Below are 21,665 nucleotides of genomic sequence, written 5' to 3'. Positions count from 1 at the left end.
TCTCCGCCGCATGACCGACGGGAGCACTCAAGGATGTACGACGTCATCGTGGTCGGCGCCCGCTGCGCCGGCTCACCGCTGGCCATGCTGCTCGCCCGCCAGGGCCACCGGGTCCTGGTCGTGGACAGGTCGACCTTCCCCAGCGACACCGTCTCCACCCACTACATGCACCAGACCGGCCTGGCCCGGCTGCGGGACTGGGGCCTGCTGGACCGCCTGGCCGCCACCGGCGTCCCGCCGATGCGCCACCTCACCTTCTCCTACACCGGCCTGCACCTCGAGGGCTTCGCCGACCCGATCGACGGGATCACGGAGGTCTACTCGCCGCGGCGGACCATCCTCGACAAGCTGCTGGTCGACGCCGCCCGCGAGGCCGGCGCCGAGGTCATCGAGGGCTTCACGGTCAGCGACCTGCTCTTCGACGACGGCCGGGTCACCGGCATCCGCGGCCGGGCCGGCGAGGGCCCCGAGCAGGAGTTCCGCGCCGCGTTCGTGGTCGGGGCGGACGGGCGGACGTCCACCGTGGCCGACAAGGTCGGCGCGGACTTCTACCGGGTCGTGCCGGCGGCCGGCTTCATCTACTACTCCTACTACGAGGGCCTGGACTGGACGTTCCAGCACCGGACCGGGTTCGGGGAGCAGCAGTTCGGCGCCTGGCCCACCCACGACGGCCGGCACCTGCTGTCGATCATCCGGCCCCGCGCGGCGTTCAGTGAGTTCCGCGCCGACGTCGAGGGCAGCTTCCACGCCATCTTCGACGCGGTCGTCCCCGAGCTCGGTGAGGACCTGCGGGCCCGCGGCCGGCGCGTCGAGGAGTTCCGTCCGATGCGCTACCCGGACAACTACTACCGGCGCTCGCACGGGCCCGGCTGGGCGCTGGTCGGCGACGCCGGCTACCACAAGGACCCGTTCACCGGCTGGGGTATCACCGACGCGTTCCTCCAGGCGCAGACGCTGGCCGACCGGCTGCACTCCGGCCTCGCCGGCGAGCGGACGCTGGACGACGCCGCCGCCGAGTACGTCAAGCTCCGCGACGAGGAGAGCCACGGCACGTTCGAGCTGACCTGCACGCTCTCCCACCTCGTGCTGCCGCCGTTCCTGCACTCGGCCTTCGCCGCGACGGCGCAGAGCCCCCGCTACACGAAGAAGTTCTTCGGGATGATCGCCGGTGGCGTTCCCGGCCACGACTTCTTCCACCCCGACAACCTCGCGGAGCTCTACGAGGAGGTCGGCATGCCCGCCGAGAAGCGCCTGCTGTCGGCCGGCTGATCCAGGATCGGGAGGCATCGGCTGATGAGCACCGCTCCGGTGGCCGCGCCCCACGCGGGCAACGGCACGACACCTGACGGCACGACGGCCGGCATCGCGGCCGGCACGGCGGCGGGCGCCGCCGCGGGGGCCGCCGACGTCGGCGAGCTCGCGCGGCGCACGCTCGCGTTCGTGCGCGACGAGGTGCTGCCGGTCGAGCGCGAGCTGATCGTCGCGGGCCGGCACATGGACGACGACGTCCGTGTCGGCCTGCAGCGGGCGGCCCGCGCGGCGGGCGTCTTCGGGCCGCTGACGCCGGTCGCGCTCGGCGGGCTCGGCCTGGACAACGCCGGTCTCGCGGAGGTACTCGAGGCCGCCGGGACGAGCCTCATCGGCCCGATCGCCGTGAACTGCGCGGCGCCCGACGACGGGAACATGCACCTGCTCGCCGACGTCGCGACGCCGAGCCAGGCCGAGCGCTACCTGCACCCGCTGCTGCGGGGCGAGACACGCTCGGCGATCGCGCTCACCGAGCCGGCGCCGGGCGCGGGCTCGGACCCGTCGATGGTCCGCACGACGGCGGCCCAGGTCGACGGCGGCTGGGTCATCGACGGCGCGAAGCACTTCATCACCGGCGCCGAGGGCGCCGCGTTCACGATCTGCATCGCCCGCACCGAGGGCGGCACCACCATGTTCCTGGTCGACCAGGACAACCCCGGCCTGACGGTCGGACGGCGGATGCCCACCCTGGACCACAGCGCCCCGGGCGGGCACTGCGAGGTGACGTTCGCCGACTGTTTCGTCCCCGACGAGGCGGTACTCGGCGACGTCGGCGCCGGGCTGCGCTACGCCCAGGTGCGGCTGGCCCCGGCCCGGCTCGCGTTCTGCATGAGCTGGCTGGGGATCGCCGTCCGGGCGCACGGCATGGCGGCCGCGTGGATCCAGCGCCGGAGCTCGTTCGGCCGGCCGATCTCCGAGCACGGCATGGCCCAGGCGCACGTCGCCGACAACGAGATCGACATCGCCGCCGCCAGCGCCCTGGTCCGCTCGGTGGCCCGGGTGCTCGACGAGCAGGGTGTGGCCAGCTCCGCCGCGCGGCACGGCGCCGCGATCGCCAAGACGTTCGTCGCCGAGGCGGTGTGGCGGGTCCTGGACCGGGTCGTGCAGCTCTACGGCGGCCTCGGGATCTGCGAGGACCACCTGGTGGCGCGCTTCCTCGTCGAGGCCCGCGGGTTCCGCATCTACGAGGGCTCGTCCGAGGTCCTGCGCACCTCCATCGCCAAGCGGGTGCTGCGGGCCCACCAGCCGGCCACCATCGGAGAGGAGACACGGTGACACCGACGTCCGCACCGACCACGGCGACCAGTCCCGGCCAGTCCAGTCCCGGCCAGCCCGGCGCGGCGGCGGGTGGGGAGAGCCGGCCCGGTCCGTTCGCCATCTTCGGCCCGGCCACCGCCGACCCGGGCGCGCCCGACCTCGAGCGCATCCGGGAGATCGCGAACGCGATCGTGCCGTTCCGGCGGTTCGTCGGCATCGACATCACCGAGATCGACACGGAGCGCTCGGTGGTGGAGATCCCCGACCGGCCCGACCTCACCAACCAGCTCGGCACCGTGCACGCCGGCGCACTGTTCCTGGCCGCCGACCTCGCCGGCGCCGCGGCGGTGGCCGGGGCGCTCGCGCCGCGGCTGAGCCGGTTCGAGTACCTCGTCGTCCGCGACGCCCGCTCGACGTTCCGCAAGCCGGCCAACGGGCGGGTGCGCGCGATCGGCCTGGTCGACGAGCGGGAGGCGCGCCGCGTCCTGGCCGGCACCGGGCCGGAGCGGTTCGACCTCGACGTCAGGGCGCTGCTCTACGACGACGCCGACGTGCTCGTCGCCCGGTTCCACTTCGACTACGCCTGCGCGATCGCCGGAGACTGACGATGCCGACCACCGAGTCGACGACCCCCGCCGACCCCACCGGAGCCGCACCGCCCACCGCTCCCAGCGGCGGCACCGATGCCGGTGCCGGTGCCGCCCGTCCGAGCGCGGCCGCCGGCCCGGAGAAGGTGCCGGTGCCGGTCTCCAGCGGGATCACACTCATGGTCCGGGCGATGGCGCAGCCCGACCCGATGGCGCCCGTCGTGCTGCTGCTGCCGGCGATGGCCCTCAAGGCGAAGTTCTACCTGCCGATGGCCAGGGCGCTGTTCGCGGCGGGCCTGTCGGTGGCCACCCTCGACCAGCGCGGGTACGGCGAGAGCACGCCCGGCCTGCGCGAGCAGCCGAACTTCGGCTACCGCGAGCTGATCGAGGTCGACATGCCCGCGGCCGTCGGTGCCGTCCGGGCCCGCTTCCCCGGGGCCCCGCTGTACCTGTTCGGCCACAGCCTCGGCGGTCAGCTCGCCCTCTTCCACACGGCGGCCGCGCCGGGCGAGATCGCCGGCGTCGTGACGATCGGCACCGGCACCCCGTACTGGAAGGCGTTCGGACGTCGCAACTGGTTCGAGGCGTTCTGGAAGATCCAGACCATCGGCCTGGTCGCCCGGGTGCGCGGGTACTGGCCCGGCGGAATGCTCATCGGCGGCGCGATGGCCAGCCAGGTGATGGTCGACTGGGCGCGCCAGTCCCGGACGAGCAGGTGCCGTCCCAGGGGCTCGACGCGGCGCCACGACGACGCGCTGCGCGCGCTGGACCGGCGGGTGCTGGCGATCTCGCTGGACGACGACCGGCTCGGTCCCAGCTCGAACGTGGACTTCCTCTGCTCGCGGATGCCCGCGGCGCGGCTGACCCGGTGGCACGTCGTGGAGTCCTCCGGGGTCGCCCACCGCGACCACTTCGCCTGGATCAAGGACAGCGCGGTCATCGGCCGGGCCGCGGCGAGCTGGATCACCAGCGGGCGACTGCCCGCCGAGCAGGCCGGCGGAGAGGGGAACGGGCGATGAGCAGGACACGGCTGACGGTCCTGGGTGACAGCTTCGCGGAGGGCCGCGGCGACCCGCGGCCCGGCGGCGGCTACGCCGGCTGGGTGCCCCGGTTCGCCGAGCTGTTCGGGATCCCGCACGGCGGCTACCGCAACCTCGGCACCCACCAGGCCACCACGCGGCACATCCTGGAGCACCAGGTGCCGGCCGCCCTGGTCACCAAGGCCACCGTGATCGGCGTCATCGGCGGGGTCAACGACCTGGTCAGCGACTACGAGCCGGCCCGGTTCCGGCGCAACCTCGCCGCGGTCCTCGGCCGGCTCGCCGGCCCGGACACCGTGCTGTTCACCGCCACCTATCCCGACATCCCCGGGAACCTGGCCGTCCCGGCGTCCTTCCGGGCGCTGCTGCGCGACCGGTTCGCGCAGGCCAACGCCTACCTGCAGGAGGCGGCGGCCGCCACCGGCGCCGTGTGCCTGGACATCGCCGCGGCCACCGAGTGGCGCGGCCGGGCGCTGTGGGATCCGGACGGGCTGCACCCGAACCCGGCCGGGCACCGCCACTTCGCCGAGACCATGGCCGACCATCTCGGCCGCCACACCGGCATGGCGCCGGTCGGCCGCGAGCCGGCGGGTGTCGGAGCCGGTGCGGGCGGCGGGCTGCTGTCCTACTGATCCACCGACCTGCCCCACCAACGCCACCACCCCCTCGGGCCCGCCCCGCGCACCCAGCTCAGCACAGCACGCCCAGCGAGCACAGCACGTCCAGCGAGCACAGCGCGTCCAGCCAGCCCGGCCCGTGCGGCCGGTCCGGCTGGTCCGGCGCGCCCGAAACCAGCCGAACTTACGTTCCGAAAGGGTCATCGTGAGCGAGAGCGGACCGCCTCGGCGACTGGCCGACACTCCCATCGCCATAGTCGGAATGGCGGGCCTCTTCCCGCACGCCCACGACTTCCGGGAGTTCTGGCAGAACATCGTCGACGCCCGGGACTGCATCGAGGACATCCCGGCCAGTCGCTGGAACATCGACGACTACTACGACGCCGACCCGACCGTGCCGGACCGCACGTACTCCCGGCGCGGCGGGTTCGTGCCCGACGTCGCCTTCGACCCGCTGGAGTTCGGGCTGCCCCCGAACCAGCTCGAGGTCACCAGCACCCTGCAGACGCTGAGCCTCGTCGTCGCGCGCGACCTGCTGCGCGACGCCGGCGCCCGCTCGGCACACTCCGCTGACGGGGCGGACTGGTACGACGCCGACTCGACCGGCGTCGTGCTCGGTGTGACCGGGCCCGTCCCGCTGATGCACCCGCTCGCCGCCCGGCTGACGACGCCGGTGCTGCGCGAGGTCGTGCGGGCCTGTGGGCTGACCGAGGACGACGCGCAGGCCATCGCCACCCGCTACGCCGAGGCGTTCGCGCCCTGGGAGGAGAACTCCTTCCCCGGTCTGCTGGCGAACGTCACCGCCGGGCGGATCGCGAACCGGCTCGGCCTCGGCGGGATGAACTCCACCGTCGACGCCGCCTGCGCGGCCTCGCTCTCCGCGGTGCGGATGGCGATCGCCGAGCTGGTCGACGGCCGCGCCGACATGATGATCGCCGGTGGAGCCGACACCGAGAACTCGATCTTCGGGTACATGTGCTTCAGCAAGACCCAGGCGCTGTCGAAGTCCGACCGGATCCGCCCGTTCGACGAGGGCGCCGACGGCACGCTCATCGGCGAGGGCATCGGCATGCTCGCCCTGCGCCGCCTCGCCGACGCCGAACGCGACGGCAACCGGATCTACGCGGTCATCCGCGGCATCGGCTCGGCCAGCGACGGCCGCTCGAAGAGCATCTACGCGCCGCGGGCCGAGGGCCAGGAACGCGCACTGCGCCGCGCCTACGCCGACGCCGACTGCTCGCCCGCCTCGGTGGAGCTGTTCGAGGCGCACGCGACCGGCACCGCGGTCGGTGACCGCACCGAGCTGACCGCGCTGGACGCCATCCTGCGCGAGGCCGCCGGGGACGAGGCCCGCTTCGCCGCGATCGGCAGTGTCAAGTCGCAGATCGGGCACACCAAGGGCGCGGCCGGCACCGCCAGCCTGATGAAGCTGGCGCTCAGCCTCTACCAGAAGACGCTGCCGCCGACGATCAACGTCGAACGGCCCAGCGGCCCGCTCGCCGACGACAACACCCCGCTGTACGTCAACACCCACACCCGGCCGTGGGTCCGCGACCCGCGGCGCCCGGTGCGGCGCGCGGCGGCGTCCGCGATGGGCTTCGGCGGGACGAACTTCCATGTCGTGCTGGAGGAGCACCGGGCTGAGCGGCCCGCGACCGGCCTGCTGCACCGCACCGCCCGCGCCTGGCTGTGGCACGCGCCCGACCCGGCGGCGCTGCGCGCGGCCCTCGCCGCCGGCGAGCCGCCCGCCGACGGACTGATCTCCACCGACGGACTGATCCCCGCTGACCATGCCAGGGTCGGGTTCGTCACCCCGGCCGCCAACCCCGACGGCGGGGCCGCCGACGGCGCGGACCTGCGCCGCATCGCGCTCGAGCAGCTGGCCGCGGCGCCCGATGCCGAGCAGTGGACGCACCCGGCCGGCGTGTACTACCGCCGCCGGGCGCTGCCCGACCCGCGGGTGGGCGCGCTGTTCGCCGGGCAGGGCAGCCAGTACCTGGAGATGGGCCTGGACGCCGCCCTCGGCGTCCCGACCGTCGCGCAGGCGCTCGACGACGCGAACGCCGTGTTCGCCGACGACGACGCGCGGCTGGCCGCCGTGATGTACCCGCCGCCCGTCCTGGACCCGCAGGTTCGCCAGGAGCAGGAGTCACGGCTGCGGGCCACCCGGTACGCGCAGCCGGCGATCGGCGCGCTGTCCGCCGGGCAGTTCCGCTACCTGCGGGAGCTCGGCCTGGACTGCGCCGGCTACCTCGGCCACAGCTTCGGCGAGCTGACCGCCCTGTGGGCGGCCGGCGCCCTCGACGACACCGAGTTCTTCCGGCTGGCCCGGGCCCGCGGCGCCGCGATGGCGCCCCCGGACCCGGCCACCGGCGGGAACGCCGGCGACGGGAACGCCGCCGGCGGCGACCCGGGCACGATGGCCGCCGTCCAGGCGAGCCGGGAGCAGATCACCGAGATCCTCACCGACTTCCCCGACGTCGTCGTGTGCAACAACAACGCCCCCGACCAGGTGGTCGTCGGCGGGGGGACACAGGCCGTGGAGGCGGTGGTCGAGGAGCTGGCCCGGCGCGGGATGACCGGCCGGCTGCTGCCCGTCTCGGCCGCGTTCCACACCCGCTACGTCGCCCACGCGGTCGAGCGGTTCGCCCAGGACCTGGCGCAGGCCCGCATCGGCGCCCCGGCCGCTCCGGTGTACGCGAACACGGCGGGCGCCGCCTACGGCCCCGACGCCGACTCGAACCGGGTCGTGCTCGCCGGCCAGCTGCTCGCCCCGGTCGACTTCGTCGCCGGGGTCACGGCGATGCGCGCCGCCGGGTGCAACATCTTCGTCGAGTTCGGCCCCAAGCAGGTGCTGGCCCAGCTCACCCGGCGCATCCTCGACGACGCGCCGGTCACGGTCGTCTCCACCGACGGCGGCCCGCTGCGTGACGGCGACGTCGTGCTCAAGCAGGCCGCGGTGCAGCTCGCCGTGCTGGGCCTGCCGCTGGCGGACATCAACCGCCACGACGCGACGGCCGGCGCCGAGGGCGACACCGAGCAGCCGCGGCGCGCGGCGATGACGGTCACACTCACCGGCGCCGAGTACGTGCCGCAGTCCCGCCGGGCCCTTTACCAGGCGGGTCTGACCGACGGCTTCCAGGTCTCCGCGGTCGCGGCGGCCATGAACGGCGGGCCGGCGGCCGTGGCCACGCCGCCCGCCGCCCCGGCCGAGCCGGTTCCGGCCCCGCAGCCCGCGCTCACCTCGGCCCCGCAGCCCGCGCTCCCCGCGGCCGCGCCGGCGGCGGCCGAGCTGCCCGCGGTTCCCGCGGTGGCCGGGTCACCCGCGGCCGCCGGCCGGCCCGCAGGCTCCGCGCCGGTTCCGGCGGCCGCGGCGCTCGGCGCGGGTCCGGCCGGCGCCGAGGTCAGTGAGGCCGTCGCCCTGCACCTCGACCTGCACGGGCGCTACCTGGACGGCCAGCTCCGGGTCACCGAGGAGCTGGTGGGCCTGCTGCGCGACGGCGCCCAGAACGGTGACCAGGCCGGCTGGGTGCCCGCCGCGGTCGAGCAGGTCCGGGACCAGAGCCTCGCGGCGGGTCGGGCACACGTCCACGCCAACGAGGTCCTCGCCGCGCTGGCCGGCCTCGAGCTCGCGGCAGGCGGGCATGCCCCGGCAGCGCCGGCAGCAGGTGCGCCTGCCCGGGTGGGGCTCGCCCCCCGTTCCACCAGCGCCGCCGGGCCGGCCGCCCTCGCACCGCCGCCCGCCGCGCCCGCTGTGCCCGCCCCGGTGATCGCCGACGCACCCGCGACGGTGCCCGCCGACTCCGCCGGCCCTGTCGCGGTACCCGCTCAACCGACGGGCAACGGCCACCATCCCCACCAGCCCGGCACCCTGATACCGGCCGCTGCCCCACTCCCCGCCGATGTGTGGCGGGTGAGTGAGTCCATGGACTCACTCACCCGCCACACATCCTCAGAGGGGGCTGAGGCTCGGCCGGCGGCTGGGCCGGATGAGGCCGGGGTGCGTACCGCGCTGCTCGGGGTGGTGGCCGACCGCACCGGCTACCCCGCCGAAATGATCGACACCGGCATGGACCTCGAAGCCGACCTCGGCGTCGACTCCATCAAACGAGTCCAAATCCTCGGCGCCCTCCAGGAGCACTTCCCCACCCTCCCCAGCGCCGGCCCCGAAACCCTCGCCGAAATGCGCACCCTCAACCACATCACCGACTACGTCCTCACCTCCCTGGGTCCGGTGAACCCGGCCCCGGACGGCGCCCCGAACGGCACCTCCCCAAAAGGAGATCAGCCGAAAGGAGGTGAGCCGACCGGAACGGCCGGCCTGAACGGTCATCACGCCGCCGGCCACGGCGATGACGCCGTACTGCCCCACCGGCCGGTCGAGCTGGTGCCGGCGGCGCCGGTCGACATCCTGGACGCCACCCCGTTCGGCGCCGACCCGGTCGCCGTGCTCATCGACGCGACCGGCCACGACGCGCCGGCGCCTGAGCTGACGGCACTCGCCGACGGGCTGACCGCCCGCGGGTTCGCCGTCCGCACCGTGCGGCTGCCCGGCCACGGCGGGACGGCCGGCGACGGCGCCGACCAGGCCGACCCGCTCGACGGGTGGGACGCGGCCGAGGTCGAGCAGGCCCTGGCCGGCGCGCTCGGTGGCGACGGTGCCGTCGACCTGTGCGCCCTGCTGATCGCCGCGGACGGCGGCGACGGCGCCTGGGCGGCGGGGATCCGGCGGCTCGCCGACACCGTCCTGGTCGCCAAGCACGCCGCCGGGCCGCTGTCGCGAGCCGCGGCGCGCGGCGGGCGGGCGGCGTTCTGCGCCGTCACCCGGCTGGACGGCGGCCTGGGACTGCGCGGCGACGTGCCGGCGGTGGAGCGCCTCGTCGGCGGTGCGGCAGGGGTGGTCAAGACGCTGCTGCGCGAGGAGCCGGCGCTGTTCTGCCGCGCGTTGGACCTCCACCCCGCCCACGTCCCGGCCGCGGTCGCGGAGCTGGTTCTCACCGAGCTGTGGGACGCGGCGACCGACCTGGCCGAGGTAGGCCTGGACGCGACGGGAGCGCGCTGGACCGTCCGGCCCGGGCCCTTCGGCGACCGGGCCGCACAGGCCGAGGACCGGGAGGCCGGCACCGGCGCCGCCCTCCCGGTCCTCGGCCCCGACGACATCATCGTCGTGACCGGCGGGGCACGCGGGGTCACCGCGGACTGCGTGCGTGCCCTCGCGGCGCGGACCCGGCCCCGGTTCGTCCTGCTCGGCCGCACGGCGGCCGACAGCGACCCCGAGTGGGCGACCGGCGTCGCCGACGGCGGCCTGCTCGCCGCCGCCGCGGCGGCCCTGGCCGCGCAGGCCGGTCCTGGCGGGCCGCGCCCGACGCCCCGCCAGGCCGAGGCGGCCCGCCGCGACGTCCTGGCCCGCAGGGAGATCCGGGACACCCTGGCCGCGCTCACCGCGGCCGGCTCCGACGGCGAGTACCTGGCCGTGGACATCGCCGACCGGGACGCGGTGCGCGCCGCGCTGGAGCCCTACCGGGGCCGCGCCGCCGCCCTGGTGCACGGCGCGGGCGCGCTGGCCGACAGCGCGCTGACCGCCAAGACGCCCGACGCGGTCCGCCGCGTGCTCACGCCCAAGCTGACCGGGCTGCGCAACGTCCTCGACGCGCTCGGCGACGGGCCGGGCTCGCCCCTGCGCCACCTGGTGCTGTTCGCCTCGGTGGCCGGGCTGATGGGCAACCCCGGCCAGGCCGACTACGCCGCGGCGAACGAGGCGCTGGGCCGCCTCGCCGCGGGTTGGAAGCACGCCGACCGCGGCCGGCACGTCACCGCGATCGACTGGGGCGCCTGGGACGGCGGCATGGTCGACGCCGACCTGCGGGAGCTCTTCCGCTCCCGCGGCGTCGCCCTGATCGACCGGACGGCGGGCGCCGAGGCGTTCGCCGAGCAGTTCGAGCCGGCCCGGGTGGACGACGTGTGCGTCCTGGTCGGCTCCGCCGAGGCGCTGACCGGCGGGTCCGACGTCCGCCCCGCCCCGGCGCTGGTCGCCCGCCGCGAGCTGCGCGAGATCGCCGAGCACCCGGTCATCCGGGACCACCAGGTAGGCGGCTTCCCCGTCCTGCCGGCGACGTTCGGGCTCGGCTGGCTGGTCAACGTGGTCGAGCGGGCCCACCCGGGGCTGACGGTGGTCGAGGTCCGCGGATTCGACGTCCACAAGGGAGTCGTGTTCGACGGGACGGGCGAGCTGGCGTTCCAGGCGCACACCGCGGCGGCCGAGCGCGAGGGCGCCGGCACGGGCGGACGGGTCGTCGTGAAGGCGAGCGTGCGCAGCCCCGGCGCGTTGCCGGCCGGGCTGTCGCGCTACGCCGCCACGCTGGTGCTCGCCGCCGCCCCGCCGGCTCCCGCCGAGGTCGAGGACTGGCCCCGACTCGAAGCCGAGTGGACGGCGCCCGGCCCCGAGGACGGCCTGGAGATCTACACCGGCGCGACGCTGTTCCACGGCCCACTGCTGCAGGGCATCCGACGGATCGTGGCGCGCGGCGACGACCGGCTGGTCGTCGAATGCCGCCTGGACGGCGCGGAGGTGGGCCGGGGCGCGTTCGCCGGCGCCCTGCACGACCCGGTGCTGGCCGACCTGCTGCTGCACGGCCCGTCCGTGCTCGGCCGGTGGCTGACCGGCCAGGCATGCCTGCCGCTGGCCGTCGGCCGGATCGACTACCGCGCGCCGCTGCCCGCCGGCGAGCCGTTCGCCGTGGTGATCGACGGCGCGGCGGTGCGTGACACCGGGGTCACCAGCCGGGTGACCGCGGTTGGGCGCGACGGGCGGATCCTCGTCCGCCTGCACGACGTGGCGATGGTCGGGACGCCCGACATGGCCGCGAAGTTCGCCGAGGGCACCGCGAGCTGGCACAAGAAGGAGGTGTCCGCATGACAGTCGAGATGACCGGACCGGCACTCGCGACACCGTTCGTCGCGGAGGACGACGAGCTGTCGTTCGACGGGGAGCCCTTCGACAGCCTGCGACTGACCGCCACGGGACCGACAGCCGCGGCGCCGCCCACGCCAGCACCACCCACGCCAGCACCACCCACGGCTCCGCAACCCGCCGCGGCGGCGGCCGGCCCCGCACCGCGGATCGCGGATGTCGTCCGCGAGGTGCGCGCGGTCGTGGTGGCCGCCCACGAGTCGGCACTGAACGCGCAGCTCGCGCTCACCCGGCTCACTCTCGCGGGTCCCGGCCGGCCGTTGGCAGCCGGCTCGCAGGCGCTCGTCCTTCCGCCGGCCGCCGCGGCCGCGGGCGTTCCCGCTGTGGCGGCCGGGCCGGTTGCTCCGGACGTCGCGCCGACGGATCCGGTCGCGACGGAGGCGGCGTTCAAGCCGCTCGCCCGCTCCGGGCGCCGGGAGCTCACCGACGCCGACCTGGCCGCGCTGAGCCGCGGCGAGGTGGCCGGCGTCTTCGGCCCGGCCTACGACCAGGAGGGCGTCAACCCGGACGTTCGGCTCACCGACCCCGGCGAGGCGGCCCTGCTCACCTGGGTGGCGGACCTGCGGCTGCGCGGCGGGAGCCGCACCGCGGGCTCGCTGCACGCCGGGCTGCGTGCGCTGCCCGGCACGGCCGCGCCCGGCTCGTTCGCCGGAGCGGCCGGGTCCGGTTCGCTGGCCGACGCGCTCCAGGCGGCGGCCGCGCAGGCCGCCAAGGTGTTCGCCCTCTACGCCGGCCTGCACCTGTGCCTGGCGGACGCCCGGTTCGTCGCCGGCCCGCCGGCCGAGGACGCCGACGGCGGCCCGCGCACCGGCGCGCGGCCGCCCGCCCCGACGGTGGCCCTCACCGCCGACGGCGGGGGCTGGGACGGCACCGGCGGCGAGCTCGTCCTCGACGTCACCGCCATCGACCTGATCCCGCGGCCCTGGCTCGCCGTGCGCGCGCTGGTCCACGCGGGCGGCCGGCTGGTCGCCGAGGTCCGCGACGTCGCGGTCACCGTGCGGGAGCGGCCGGGCGCGCCGGTCGGCGCCGACCACGGCGGGGCCGTCACCGCGTTCCTGGGCCGGCGCACCGCGGCCGGCGAGCGGGCGCTGCTCAGCGAGTTCCACATGGCCCACTGCGCACGCGGCGACCAGGGCGTCGGCCTCGGGCCCGAGTTCGCCGCCTACCGGGGGCGACGTGCGACCCGGCTGCCCGGCGGCGGCCTGCGCCTCGTCGACCGGGTGATGGCGATGGACTCGCGGCGCGGTGACCTGCGCGGCGGGGCGACGCACGTCACCGAGTACGACGCGGCGGCCGACTGCTGGTACTTCACCGAGACGGCGAACGCGTCCATGCCGAACTGCGTCTACATGGAGACCAGCCTGCAGGCCGCGCTGATGCTGGGCTACTACCTCGGCGCCACGCTGGCCGAGCCGGCGGAGGACTACAGCCTGCGCAACCTCGGCGGCAGCGCGACCGTGCTGCGGGAGGTCGACCTGCGCGACGCCACGATCCGCCAGCACTCGACGCTGCTGTCGACCAACCCGATGCCCGGCACGGCCCTGCAGGACTTCTCCTACTCCCTCGCCGTCGACGGCGAGCCGTTCTACACCGGCGAGTCGATGTTCGGCTACTTCAACGCCCCGGCGCTGGCCCGCCAGACCGGCCTGGACGGCGGCCGCCTCGAGCCGACCTGGCTGGACGCGCTCGACGAACGGGAGCGCCCACCGATCCGGATGATCGACGTGGCCGCCCGCCGCGCCGACCCGGCCGCGCCGCTGTGCGCCCGCGGCCACCTGGCGCTGCTCGACGACGTCGAGGTGGTGGACGGCGGCGGCCGGTTCGGGCAGGGCTACCTGCGCGCCGTGCGGCCGATCGACCCGGCGGACTGGTTCTTCGCCCGGCACTTCTACCTCGACCCGGTCATCCCCGGCTCGCTCGGGGTGGAGGCGGTCATCCAGGCCATGCAGGAGTGGGTCATCGACGCCGGGCACCTCGCCGGCCTCACCCGGCCCGGGTTCGTGCTGCCCGTGGGCGTGCCCCTGCAGTGGAAGTACCGCGGCCAGCTCCTGCCCACCGACGGGACGTTCACCCTGGAGGTGCACATCAAGGACGTCAGCCACCGGCCCGGACGGGTCCGCGTCACCGCCGACGCGAGTCTGTGGAAGCCGACGATGCGCATCTACGAGCTGATCGACGTGGCCGTGGAGCTGCGTGACGAGGGCGCGCCGTCATGGTGACCCCGGTCGCGCCCGCCCCCCGCCCCGCGGCGGCCCGGCCGGCCACGGCCCACCCCGGCGCGGCCGGGGCACTCGCCCGGCGGCCGGCCGACATCCACCGGGTGCTCGCCGATCTGGAGCGGCCCTGCTACGTCGTGCAGGACGCGGCTGGGCTCGGCGTCACCGGCGACGAGCGGGTCGCCGCGGCGGCCGGGCGGGTCCTGGCCGCGGTCGGCCCGCTGCCGCCGGAGCGCCTCGGCGCCCCGGCGTTCCGCCGCGACCACCAGGTCGCCCAGGCGTACATGGCCGGGTCGATGGCTAACGGCATCGCGTCGGCCGACCTGGTCGTCGCGCTGGCCCGGGCGGGCTTCCTGGCCTCGTTCGGCGCGGCCGGCGTCGTCGCCGCCCGGGTCGACGACGCGCTGGCCGACATCCGCCGGCGGGCACCGGGCCTGGCGTTCGGCTGCAACCTGATCCACAGCCCGACCGAGGCGGCGATGGAGCGCGACGTCGTCGACGCCTGCCTGCGCCACCAGGTGCGCTGCGTCGAGGCGTCGGCGTTCCTGGACCTCACCCCGCAGGTGGTGCGCTACCGGGTCGCCGGGCTGCGCCGCGGCCCCGACGGCCGGGTCGTCGCCGACAACCGGGTCGTCGCCAAGGTGTCGCGCACCGAGGTCGCCGAGTTGTTCCTGCGGCCCGCGCCGGCCGCGCTGGTCCGTCCGCTGGTGGAGCAGGGGCTGGTCAGCGCCGAGCAGGCGGAGCTGGCGGCGACGGTGGCGATGGCCGACGACATCACCGGCGAGGCCGACTCCGGCGGGCACACCGACCGCCGGCCGCTGCCCGTCCTGCTGCCCGAGCTGCTCGCGCTGCGCGACAGCCTGCGCCGCGACTCCGGGGCGCGCACGGTGCGGATCGGGGCGGCCGGCGGGCTCGGCACCCCGCGCGCCGTCGCCGCCGCGTTCACGCTCGGCGCCGACTACGTGGTCACCGGCTCGGTGAACCAGGCCTCCGTCGAGGCGGCGCAGTCGCCGGCCACCAAGACGCTGCTGGCGCAGGCCGGGGTCACCGACTGCGTCCAGGCGCCGTCGGCGGACATGTTCGAGATCGGCGCGGACGTCCAGGTGCTCGGCCGGGGCACCATGTTCGCGTCGAAGGCCCGCCGGCTCTACGACCTGTACCGCCGTTTCGACGGGCTCGACGAGATCCCCGCCGACGAGCGCGCCGGCCTGGAACAGCGGATCTTCCGCCGGTCCCTCGACGAGGTCTGGGCGGACACCGTCACCTTCTTCAGCACCCGCGACCCCGAGCAGATCGAACGCGCCCGAGAGAGCCCGAAGCGGCGGATGGCGCTGGTCTTCCGCTGGTATCTCGGCCTGTCGTCGGGCTGGAGCATCACCGGCGTCCCGGACCGGGTCGCCGACTACCAGATCTGGTGCGGCCCGGCGATGGGCGCCTTCAACACCTGGGTGCGCGCCAGCGCGCTCGAGCCGCTGGCGAACCGGCACGCCGCCGTGATCGCCGCCGAGCTGATGCGCGGCGCCGCGTTCACCAGCCGGGCCGCCGCGCTGGCCCAGGCCGGCGTCCGGCTGCCGGCGCTCGCCACGACCTACGTGCCGCGGCCGCACCTGCCGCGACCAGATTCCGATCCGGGAGAGCAGGCACCATGACAGCATCGGCAACCCGGCAACGGCCCGAGGCGGATCTCGGGACGGCGGAATGGCTCGTCTGTGACGGCTGCCGCCGGATGATCTACGGCCGGCGGTTCGCCCGCGGCGGGCACGTCTGCCCCGAATGCGGCTGGCACGCCCGGCTGACCGCGACGCAGCGGATCGCACTGCTGCTCGACGAGGACTCCGTCGAGGTGGTCGACACCCCGGTCACCGCGGCCGACCCGCTGCAGTTCGTCGACACCCGCCCGTACGCCGACCGGCTGCGCTCGGCGCGGGCGTCCACCGGGCTGCCCGAGGGGGTCGTGGTGGCCCGTGGACGGATCGAGGGTGCCCCGGTCGTCACCGCGGTGATGGACTTCCGCTTCCTCGGTGGCAGCCTCGGCGCCGCCGTCGGCGAGGCGATCACCGGCGCCTGTGAGATCGCGCTGCGCGAGCGCACCCCGCTGCTGCTGGTGACCGCCTCCGGCGGCGCGCGGATGCAGGAGGGCGCGCTGTCGCTGATGCAGATGGCGAAGACGGCCCAGGCGATCGGCCAACTCGACGAGGCCGGCATCCTCACCGTCTCCCTCATCACCGACCCGACGTTCGGCGGGGTCGCGGCCTCGTTCGCGACGCTGACCGACGTCATCGTCGCCGAGCCCGGGGCACGGCTCGGTTTCGCCGGGGCGCGGGTGATCGAGCAGACCATCCGGCAGACGCTGCCACCCGGCTTCCAGACCGCGGAGTTCCTGCTGGCGCACGGCGTCGTCGACCTGATCAGCCCGCGGGCGCAGCTGCGCCCGACGCTGGCCCGTCTGTTCGGCGTCGCCACCCGCCGCCCCGGCACCGCGCCGGTCACGCCCGGCGACGGGCACAGCGCTGGCGACGGGCGCGGTGCCGGCGACAGCCGCGGCGCAAGCCACGGCGGTGACGGTGTGGTGCGGGATCCGGCGCGGCTGGCGGACCGCCATCCGTGGGAGGCCGTGCGGCTCGCCCGCAGGCTGGGCCGGCCCAGCACGCTGGACTACATCGGCGCGCTGGTCGAGGACTGGACCGAGCTGCACGGCGACCGGGCCGCCACCGACTGCCCGGCGATGGTCGCCGGGCTCGGCCGCCTCGACGGGACGCCCGTCGTCGTCATCGGCACGCAGAAGGGCCACACCGCCACCGAGCTCGCCGCCCGCTCCTACGGCATGCCCTCGCCCGGCGGCTACCGCAAGGCCGCGCGGGTGATGCGGCTGGCCGCCAAGCTGGGCCTGCCGGTGATCACCCTCATCGACACCGCCGGCGCGCACCCCGGCATCGAGGCAGAGCAGAACGGGCAGGCCGTCGCCATCGCCGAGAACCTGCGGGTGATGGCCGGGCTGCCCGTGCCCGTCGTCGCCGTCGTGACCGGCGAGGGCGGCAGCGGCGGGGCGCTGGCCCTGGCCGTCGCCAACCGGGTGCTGATGTGCGCGAACGCGATCTACTCGGTGATCAGCCCCGAGGGCTGCGCCGCCATCCTGTGGAAGGACCCGGCGGCCGGGCCGGACGCGGCCGCGGCGCTGCGGGTCGACGCCCGCGCGCTGCTGGCCGCCGGGATCGTCGACGGGGTCGTCCCCGAGCCCGACGGCGGCGCGGACGTCGACCCTCTGGCCGCCGCCGACGCGCTGCGGGCCGCTCTCACCGGCGCGCTCGCCGAGCTGACGCCGCTGGACCCGCCGACGCTGGTGACGGCCCGACGGGCCCGGTTCCGCCGTTTCGGTACCCCGGCCCCGGCTCCCGTCGTCCCGGCGGCACGTCCACCACTCGGCGCGGGACGGACCCATGCCGATCTCGACGATGCGAGGCGCGCGTCATGACCACGTCCACGGCCAACGGCCGGTCCACGACGACGGCGAACGGGCACGGTGACATCGGCACGGTGCTGGCGGTGCTGCGCCAGGAGGCGCTGGAGGTCGGCGCGCGCGGCGCGCGGCCGGTCAGCCGGGTGCGGGTGACCGTCGGCGACGTCTCCCTGGAGGTCGACTGGGCCGGGCCGGGCGGGGCCACCGGCTCCGACGGTCCCGGTCAACACAGCACGCCCTCGCAGGCCAACGGCTCCGGCGGTCTCGGCTCAGTCAGCGCCGCGCCCAGCGACACCAACGGTTCCGCCGCGTCGGGCGCTGACGCCGGTGTTGGTGCCGCGGCACCGGCCGGTCCGGCGGACGACGACGCACTCGCGTTCGTCATCCCGGCACACACCGTCGGCGTCTTTTACCACGCGCCCGAGCCGGGCGCGGACCCGTTCGTCCGCCCCGGGGACACCGTCGTCGCCGGCCAGCAGGTCGGGATCATCGAGGCGATGAAGCTGATGATCCCGGTCGAGGCGGAGCGCGGTGGGCGGGTCCGGGAGATCCTGGTCGCCGACACCACCCCGGTGGAGTACGGCGAACCGCTGCTCACCCTCGACGTCGCCACGTCCACCGGCGGGACCTCGTGATCAAGAAGGTCCTGATCGCGAACCGCGGGGAGATCGCGCTGCGGGTCGCGCGCACCTGCCGCGAGCTGGGCATCGCCACCGTGGCCGCCCACTCGTCGGCGGACCGGGACTCCGCCGTCGTCTCCTTCGCCGACGAGTCCGTCCAGATCGGCCCGGGGCCGTCCCGGGACAGCTACCTCAACATCCCGGCGGTCGTCGAGGCCGCCCGTATCCGCGGCGCCGACGCCGTCCACCCCGGGTACGGGTTCCTCTCCGAGAATCCCGACTTCGCCGAGATCTGCGCGGCCGAGGGCCTGACGTTCATCGGCCCGCCGGCCGAGGTGATGGCCCGCCTCGGTGACAAGGCCGTCGCCCGTCGGATCATGTCCGAGGCCGGGCTGCCCCTGCTGCCCGGCAGCCGGGACACCCCCGACCACCCCGAACAGGCCGCGCAGGTGGCGGCCGAGATCGGCTACCCGGTCATCATCAAGGCGGCGGCCGGCGGCGGCGGGCGCGGGATGAGCGTCGTGCACGATCCGGACGGCTTCGAGCGCGCCTACCGGCACACCCGCTCCACCGCCCAGGCGGTGTTCGGGGACGGCCGCCTGTACGTCGAGCGTTACCTGGCCTCGGCGCGGCACGTCGAGGTCCAGGTGCTCGCCGATGCGCACGACGCGGCCGTCCACCTGGGCGCCCGGGACTGCTCGCTGCAGCGCCGGCACCAGAAGCTGGTCGAGGAGACTCCGGCGCCGGCCCTGCCGGCCGAGATCGTCGAGCCGCTGTGTGCGGCCGCCGTCCGCGGCACCCTGGCCAGCGGGTATGTCGGCGCGGGCACCTTCGAGTTCCTCGTGGACGGCGCGGGCCGGTTCTACTTCATGGAGGTCAACTGCCGGCTGCAGGTGGAGCACCCGGTCACCGAGATGGTCACCGGGCTCGACCTGGTCGCCGAGCAGATCCGGATCGCCGCGGGCGAGCCGCTGGGCTACGGCCAGGACGACGTCGACCCGCGCGGGGTGTCGATCGAGTGCCGGATCAACGCCGAGGACCCGCGTCGCGACTTCGCCCCCGCGCCGGGTTCGCTCACCGAGTTCACCGTCCCGGCCGGCCCGTTCGTCCGCGTCGACACGCACGCCGCCCCCGGGTACCGCATCCCGGCCTACTACGACTCGTTGGTGGCGAAGGTGGTCGTCTGGGCCCCTGACCGCCCGCGGGCCCTGGCCCGGATGCGCCGTGCGCTCGACGAGCTGCACGCTGACGGTCCCGGTGTCGTCACCACCACGGGCTTCCTGCGCGAGCTGCTCGACCACCCCCGCTTCGTCGCCGCCGAACACGACACCGTCCTGATCGAGTCCCTGACCCGCTGACCAGAGAACCGACACCGGCGCAGGGGCCCTCACCCTTCTCGCCGTTTGATGTCGCGCTCGCTGTTTCGGGAGTTGCGACCCGGTGCTTCGCCCCTGAAACGGCGAGCACGACGCAAAAGTGCGAGGAGGCACGGCCACAGACAACGGTCCGTCGGCCCGGTGTGGTGCGGGAGCCGCGAGCGGGAGGTCGGACAGGGTCCCCCCCCCCGTCGCCGTCCAGCCGGTCGCGCACCCGTGATCCCGAACGCGAGGCCGGACCGGGGCTCTGGAGCTGGGTTCAGAGCTCCGGGGTGAGGGTGGCCAGGAACTCCGTCGTCCGGCGCCGGGAGGCAGCGCGGGCGGCGGGGTCGGTGCCGAGCGGGATGGGCCGGGCCACGAAGTCGGTGACGCCCGCGTCCCGGTAGGCGCGCAGCCGGTCGAGGATGGCGGCCTCGTCCCCGGCGGCCATCACGTCGCCCACGCCGCGGGCGTCGCCGCGCTCGAGCAGCCGCAGGTAGTTCGGTGAGGTCTCGGCGTGACCGAGGGTCTGCTCGGCCAGCTCGCGCGCGGCGTCGACCTCGCTGTTCGGGCACAGTGCCACGGGAACACCGGCGACGACCCGGGGAGCCGGGCGGCCGGCGTCGACCGCGGCCTTCGTGATCCGCGGGACCACGTGGTCACCGACCGCGCGCTCGTCCGCCATCCACAGGATCGTTCCGGTGGCGTTCGCGCCGGCGATGCCCAGCATCACCGGCCCGAGCGCGGCCAACAGGATCGCGGGCGGGGCGCCGTCGGTGACGTCGAGCGGGCTGTGGACCCGGTAGGTGTCGTTCTCGACGTCGATCCGATTCTGGCCGGCGAACGCCGCGTTCAGCACCTCGAGGTAGTCCCGCGTGAGGTGCGCCGGGCGCTCGTAGCGCAGGCCGAACTGCTCCTCGACGATCCAGTGGTGCGACGGCCCGACCCCCAGCGCGAGGCGCCCGCCGCAGATCGCCTGCGTGGACAGCGCCTGCTGCGCCGTCGCCACCGGGTGCCGTGTCTGGAGCGGGACGACCGCCGTGCCCAGCTCGATCCGCTCGGTCGCCTGCCCCATCAGAGCGACGACGGTGAGCGCGTCGAAGGCGCCGGGCACCTGCGGAATCCACATTGAGGTGAAGCCCAGGCTCTCGGCCGCCCTCGCGTCCGCGACGAAGCCAGCCACCCGCTCCCGGGCCGCCCGGTCCCTGTCCGAGCCGATCATCAGACCGATGCGCATGCGTGAGATCCCCTGTGCCGTCGTACCTGCGGTGAGCGGGTTCCGTGCCGGACCTCACCCGCGGAACAGCATCGAACGATACCCAGCCGGATCGGTGTCAGCGGGCCTTACTTGAGGCCGGAACGGACGAAGGCACCGACGACGTGCCGCTGCAGGAGCAGGTAGATCCCGAAGATGGGCAGGCAGGCGAGGCCGGAGCCCGCCATCAATCCACCCCAGTCAGGGCCTTCCACGCCGACGAACAGGCCGCGCAGGCCGAGCTGGACGACCGAGTCGGCGCGCTGGAGCACCAGCGCCGGCCAGAAGTAGTCGTTCCAGGCGTTGATGAACAGCACGATGCTGAGCGCGGCCAGCGGGGCGCGCAGGTTGGGCACGACGACCGTCCACAGGATCGACCAGGACGACCGCCCGTCCATGCGGGCGGCGTCGAGCAGGTCGCGGGGGAAGCTGGCCATGTGCTGGCGCAGCAGGAGCACGCCGAGCGCGGAGGCGAGGTTCGGGACGATCACGCCGGCGAGCGTGTTCAGCAGGCCCAGGCGGTACAGCAGGGTGTAGTTCGGCAGCATCGTCACCTGGAACGGCACCAGCCACGTCCCGACGAACGCCAGGTAGAGCACGGTCTGGCCGCGGAAGCGCCAGGCGGTGAACGCGTAGGCCGCCAGCAGGCCGACGAGGAGCTGGCCGACGGAGATCAGCGCGGCCACGGCGAACGTGTTGAGGATCAGCCGGCCGATCGGGATGACGTCCCAGACGTGTGTGTAGTTGCCGACGGAGAGCGGCCACGGGAACAGGGAGACGTTGTAGACCTCCTCCGGCCGGCGCAGCGAGGTGGCGTACATCCAGTAGATCGGGAAGATACAGGCGAGGCTCAGCGCGGCGAGGACACCGTGGCCGACGGCGGTGCGCAGCCACACCCGCGCGCCGGTCTCGCCGGCGAGGTCCGCGACGGCGGACGGTTCCCCGCGCGCCGGTGCCGGCGCGGTCGTTTCGGCCACCGCCAT

The 21,665-nt window shown here is 75.2% G+C and carries 13 protein-coding genes; 11 read left to right on the top strand and 2 right to left on the bottom strand.

Translation table 11 applies throughout. The annotated features are described in order from the left end of the window. The first annotated feature begins 33 nt into the window (after positions 1–33). The 11 genes from FMEAI12_RS12410 (at position 34) to FMEAI12_RS12360 (ending at position 19,430) form a co-directional block, all read left to right on the top strand. Complete coding sequence (locus tag FMEAI12_RS12410) at positions 34–1,269, top strand: NAD(P)/FAD-dependent oxidoreductase (RefSeq protein ID WP_112106144.1); 1,236 nt, start codon at positions 34–36, stop codon at positions 1,267–1,269. 24 nt (positions 1,270–1,293) lie between these two features. Next, the gene (locus FMEAI12_RS12405; RefSeq protein WP_112106143.1) at positions 1,294–2,583 is read left to right on the top strand and encodes an acyl-CoA dehydrogenase family protein; all 1,290 of its coding nucleotides are present in this window, start codon (positions 1,294–1,296) and stop codon (positions 2,581–2,583) included. Further along, positions 2,580–3,170 (top strand): DUF4442 domain-containing protein, encoded by a 591-nt coding sequence (locus FMEAI12_RS12400; protein ID WP_071063212.1) that lies wholly within the window; start codon positions 2,580–2,582, stop codon positions 3,168–3,170. Before FMEAI12_RS12405 ends, FMEAI12_RS12400 begins: the two co-directional genes overlap by 4 nt. 2 nt (positions 3,171–3,172) lie before the next feature. Further along, complete coding sequence (locus FMEAI12_RS12395) at positions 3,173–4,171, top strand: alpha/beta fold hydrolase (protein ID WP_112106142.1); 999 nt, start codon at positions 3,173–3,175, stop codon at positions 4,169–4,171. Continuing rightward, the gene (locus tag FMEAI12_RS12390) at positions 4,168–4,824 is read left to right on the top strand and encodes an SGNH/GDSL hydrolase family protein (RefSeq protein WP_071063216.1); all 657 of its coding nucleotides are present in this window, start codon (positions 4,168–4,170) and stop codon (positions 4,822–4,824) included. The genes FMEAI12_RS12395 and FMEAI12_RS12390 overlap by 4 nt, the downstream gene beginning before the upstream one ends. Before the next feature lie 190 nt (positions 4,825–5,014). Next, positions 5,015–11,725 carry a type I polyketide synthase gene (locus tag FMEAI12_RS12385; RefSeq protein ID WP_112106141.1) on the top strand — a complete coding sequence of 2,237 codons (6,711 nt, stop codon included), beginning with the start codon at positions 5,015–5,017 and terminating at the stop codon, positions 11,723–11,725. Further along, the gene (locus FMEAI12_RS12380) at positions 11,722–13,998 is read left to right on the top strand and encodes a beta-ketoacyl synthase (protein WP_112106140.1); all 2,277 of its coding nucleotides are present in this window, start codon (positions 11,722–11,724) and stop codon (positions 13,996–13,998) included. Before FMEAI12_RS12385 ends, FMEAI12_RS12380 begins: the two co-directional genes overlap by 4 nt. Continuing rightward, entirely contained in the window at positions 13,992–15,644 is a 1,653-nt protein-coding gene (locus tag FMEAI12_RS12375) for a PfaD family polyunsaturated fatty acid/polyketide biosynthesis protein (protein WP_112106139.1), read from the top strand. The genes FMEAI12_RS12380 and FMEAI12_RS12375 overlap by 7 nt, the downstream gene beginning before the upstream one ends. Beyond that, positions 15,641–17,467 carry an acetyl-CoA carboxylase, carboxyltransferase subunit beta gene (gene accD / locus FMEAI12_RS12370; protein WP_112106138.1) on the top strand — a complete coding sequence of 609 codons (1,827 nt, stop codon included), beginning with the start codon at positions 15,641–15,643 and terminating at the stop codon, positions 17,465–17,467. The genes FMEAI12_RS12375 and accD overlap by 4 nt, the downstream gene beginning before the upstream one ends. Beyond that, on the top strand, positions 17,464–18,087 hold the full coding sequence (locus tag FMEAI12_RS12365; RefSeq protein WP_112106137.1) for a biotin/lipoyl-containing protein: 624 nt from the start codon (positions 17,464–17,466) through the stop codon (positions 18,085–18,087). The genes accD and FMEAI12_RS12365 overlap by 4 nt, the downstream gene beginning before the upstream one ends. Further along, entirely contained in the window at positions 18,084–19,430 is a 1,347-nt protein-coding gene (locus FMEAI12_RS12360; protein WP_112106136.1) for an acetyl/propionyl/methylcrotonyl-CoA carboxylase subunit alpha, read from the top strand. The genes FMEAI12_RS12365 and FMEAI12_RS12360 overlap by 4 nt, the downstream gene beginning before the upstream one ends. A gap of 277 nt (positions 19,431–19,707) precedes the next feature. Here FMEAI12_RS12360 and FMEAI12_RS12355 read toward each other — a convergent pair whose 3' ends face one another. Both FMEAI12_RS12355 and FMEAI12_RS12350 read right to left on the bottom strand, forming a co-directional pair. Further along, positions 19,708–20,664 carry a TIGR03564 family F420-dependent LLM class oxidoreductase gene (locus FMEAI12_RS12355; protein ID WP_112106135.1) on the bottom strand — a complete coding sequence of 319 codons (957 nt, stop codon included), beginning with the start codon at positions 20,662–20,664 and terminating at the stop codon, positions 19,708–19,710. A gap of 107 nt (positions 20,665–20,771) precedes the next feature. Then, entirely contained in the window at positions 20,772–21,665 is an 894-nt protein-coding gene (locus FMEAI12_RS12350) for a carbohydrate ABC transporter permease (RefSeq protein WP_200835266.1), read from the bottom strand.

The organism is Parafrankia sp. Ea1.12 (assembly GCF_900465275.1).
Classification (GTDB): domain Bacteria; phylum Actinomycetota; class Actinomycetes; order Frankiales; family Frankiaceae; genus Parafrankia; species Parafrankia soli.
The sequence above is the reverse complement of the archived record's forward strand: the minus strand, read 5'-3'. Positions and strand labels throughout refer to the sequence as shown.

Bases quoted from the DNA above. Each gene is read 5' to 3' on its own strand.
- FMEAI12_RS12365 (WP_112106137.1), top strand. From the start codon at position 17,464: ATGACCACGTCCACGGCCAACGGCCGGTCCACGACGACGGCGAACGGG.
- FMEAI12_RS12410 (WP_112106144.1), top strand. From the start codon at position 34: ATGTACGACGTCATCGTGGTCGGCGCCCGCTGCGCCGGCTCACCGCTG.
- FMEAI12_RS12350 (WP_200835266.1), bottom strand. From the start codon at position 21,665: ATGGCGGTGGCCGAAACGACCGCGCCGGCACCGGCGCGCGGGGAACCG.
- FMEAI12_RS12395 (WP_112106142.1), top strand. From the start codon at position 3,173: ATGCCGACCACCGAGTCGACGACCCCCGCCGACCCCACCGGAGCCGCA.
- FMEAI12_RS12375 (WP_112106139.1), top strand. From the start codon at position 13,992: ATGGTGACCCCGGTCGCGCCCGCCCCCCGCCCCGCGGCGGCCCGGCCG.
- FMEAI12_RS12380 (WP_112106140.1), top strand. From the start codon at position 11,722: ATGACAGTCGAGATGACCGGACCGGCACTCGCGACACCGTTCGTCGCG.
- accD (WP_112106138.1), top strand. From the start codon at position 15,641: ATGACAGCATCGGCAACCCGGCAACGGCCCGAGGCGGATCTCGGGACG.
- FMEAI12_RS12405 (WP_112106143.1), top strand. From the start codon at position 1,294: ATGAGCACCGCTCCGGTGGCCGCGCCCCACGCGGGCAACGGCACGACA.
- FMEAI12_RS12355 (WP_112106135.1), bottom strand. From the start codon at position 20,664: ATGCGCATCGGTCTGATGATCGGCTCGGACAGGGACCGGGCGGCCCGG.
- FMEAI12_RS12390 (WP_071063216.1), top strand. From the start codon at position 4,168: ATGAGCAGGACACGGCTGACGGTCCTGGGTGACAGCTTCGCGGAGGGC.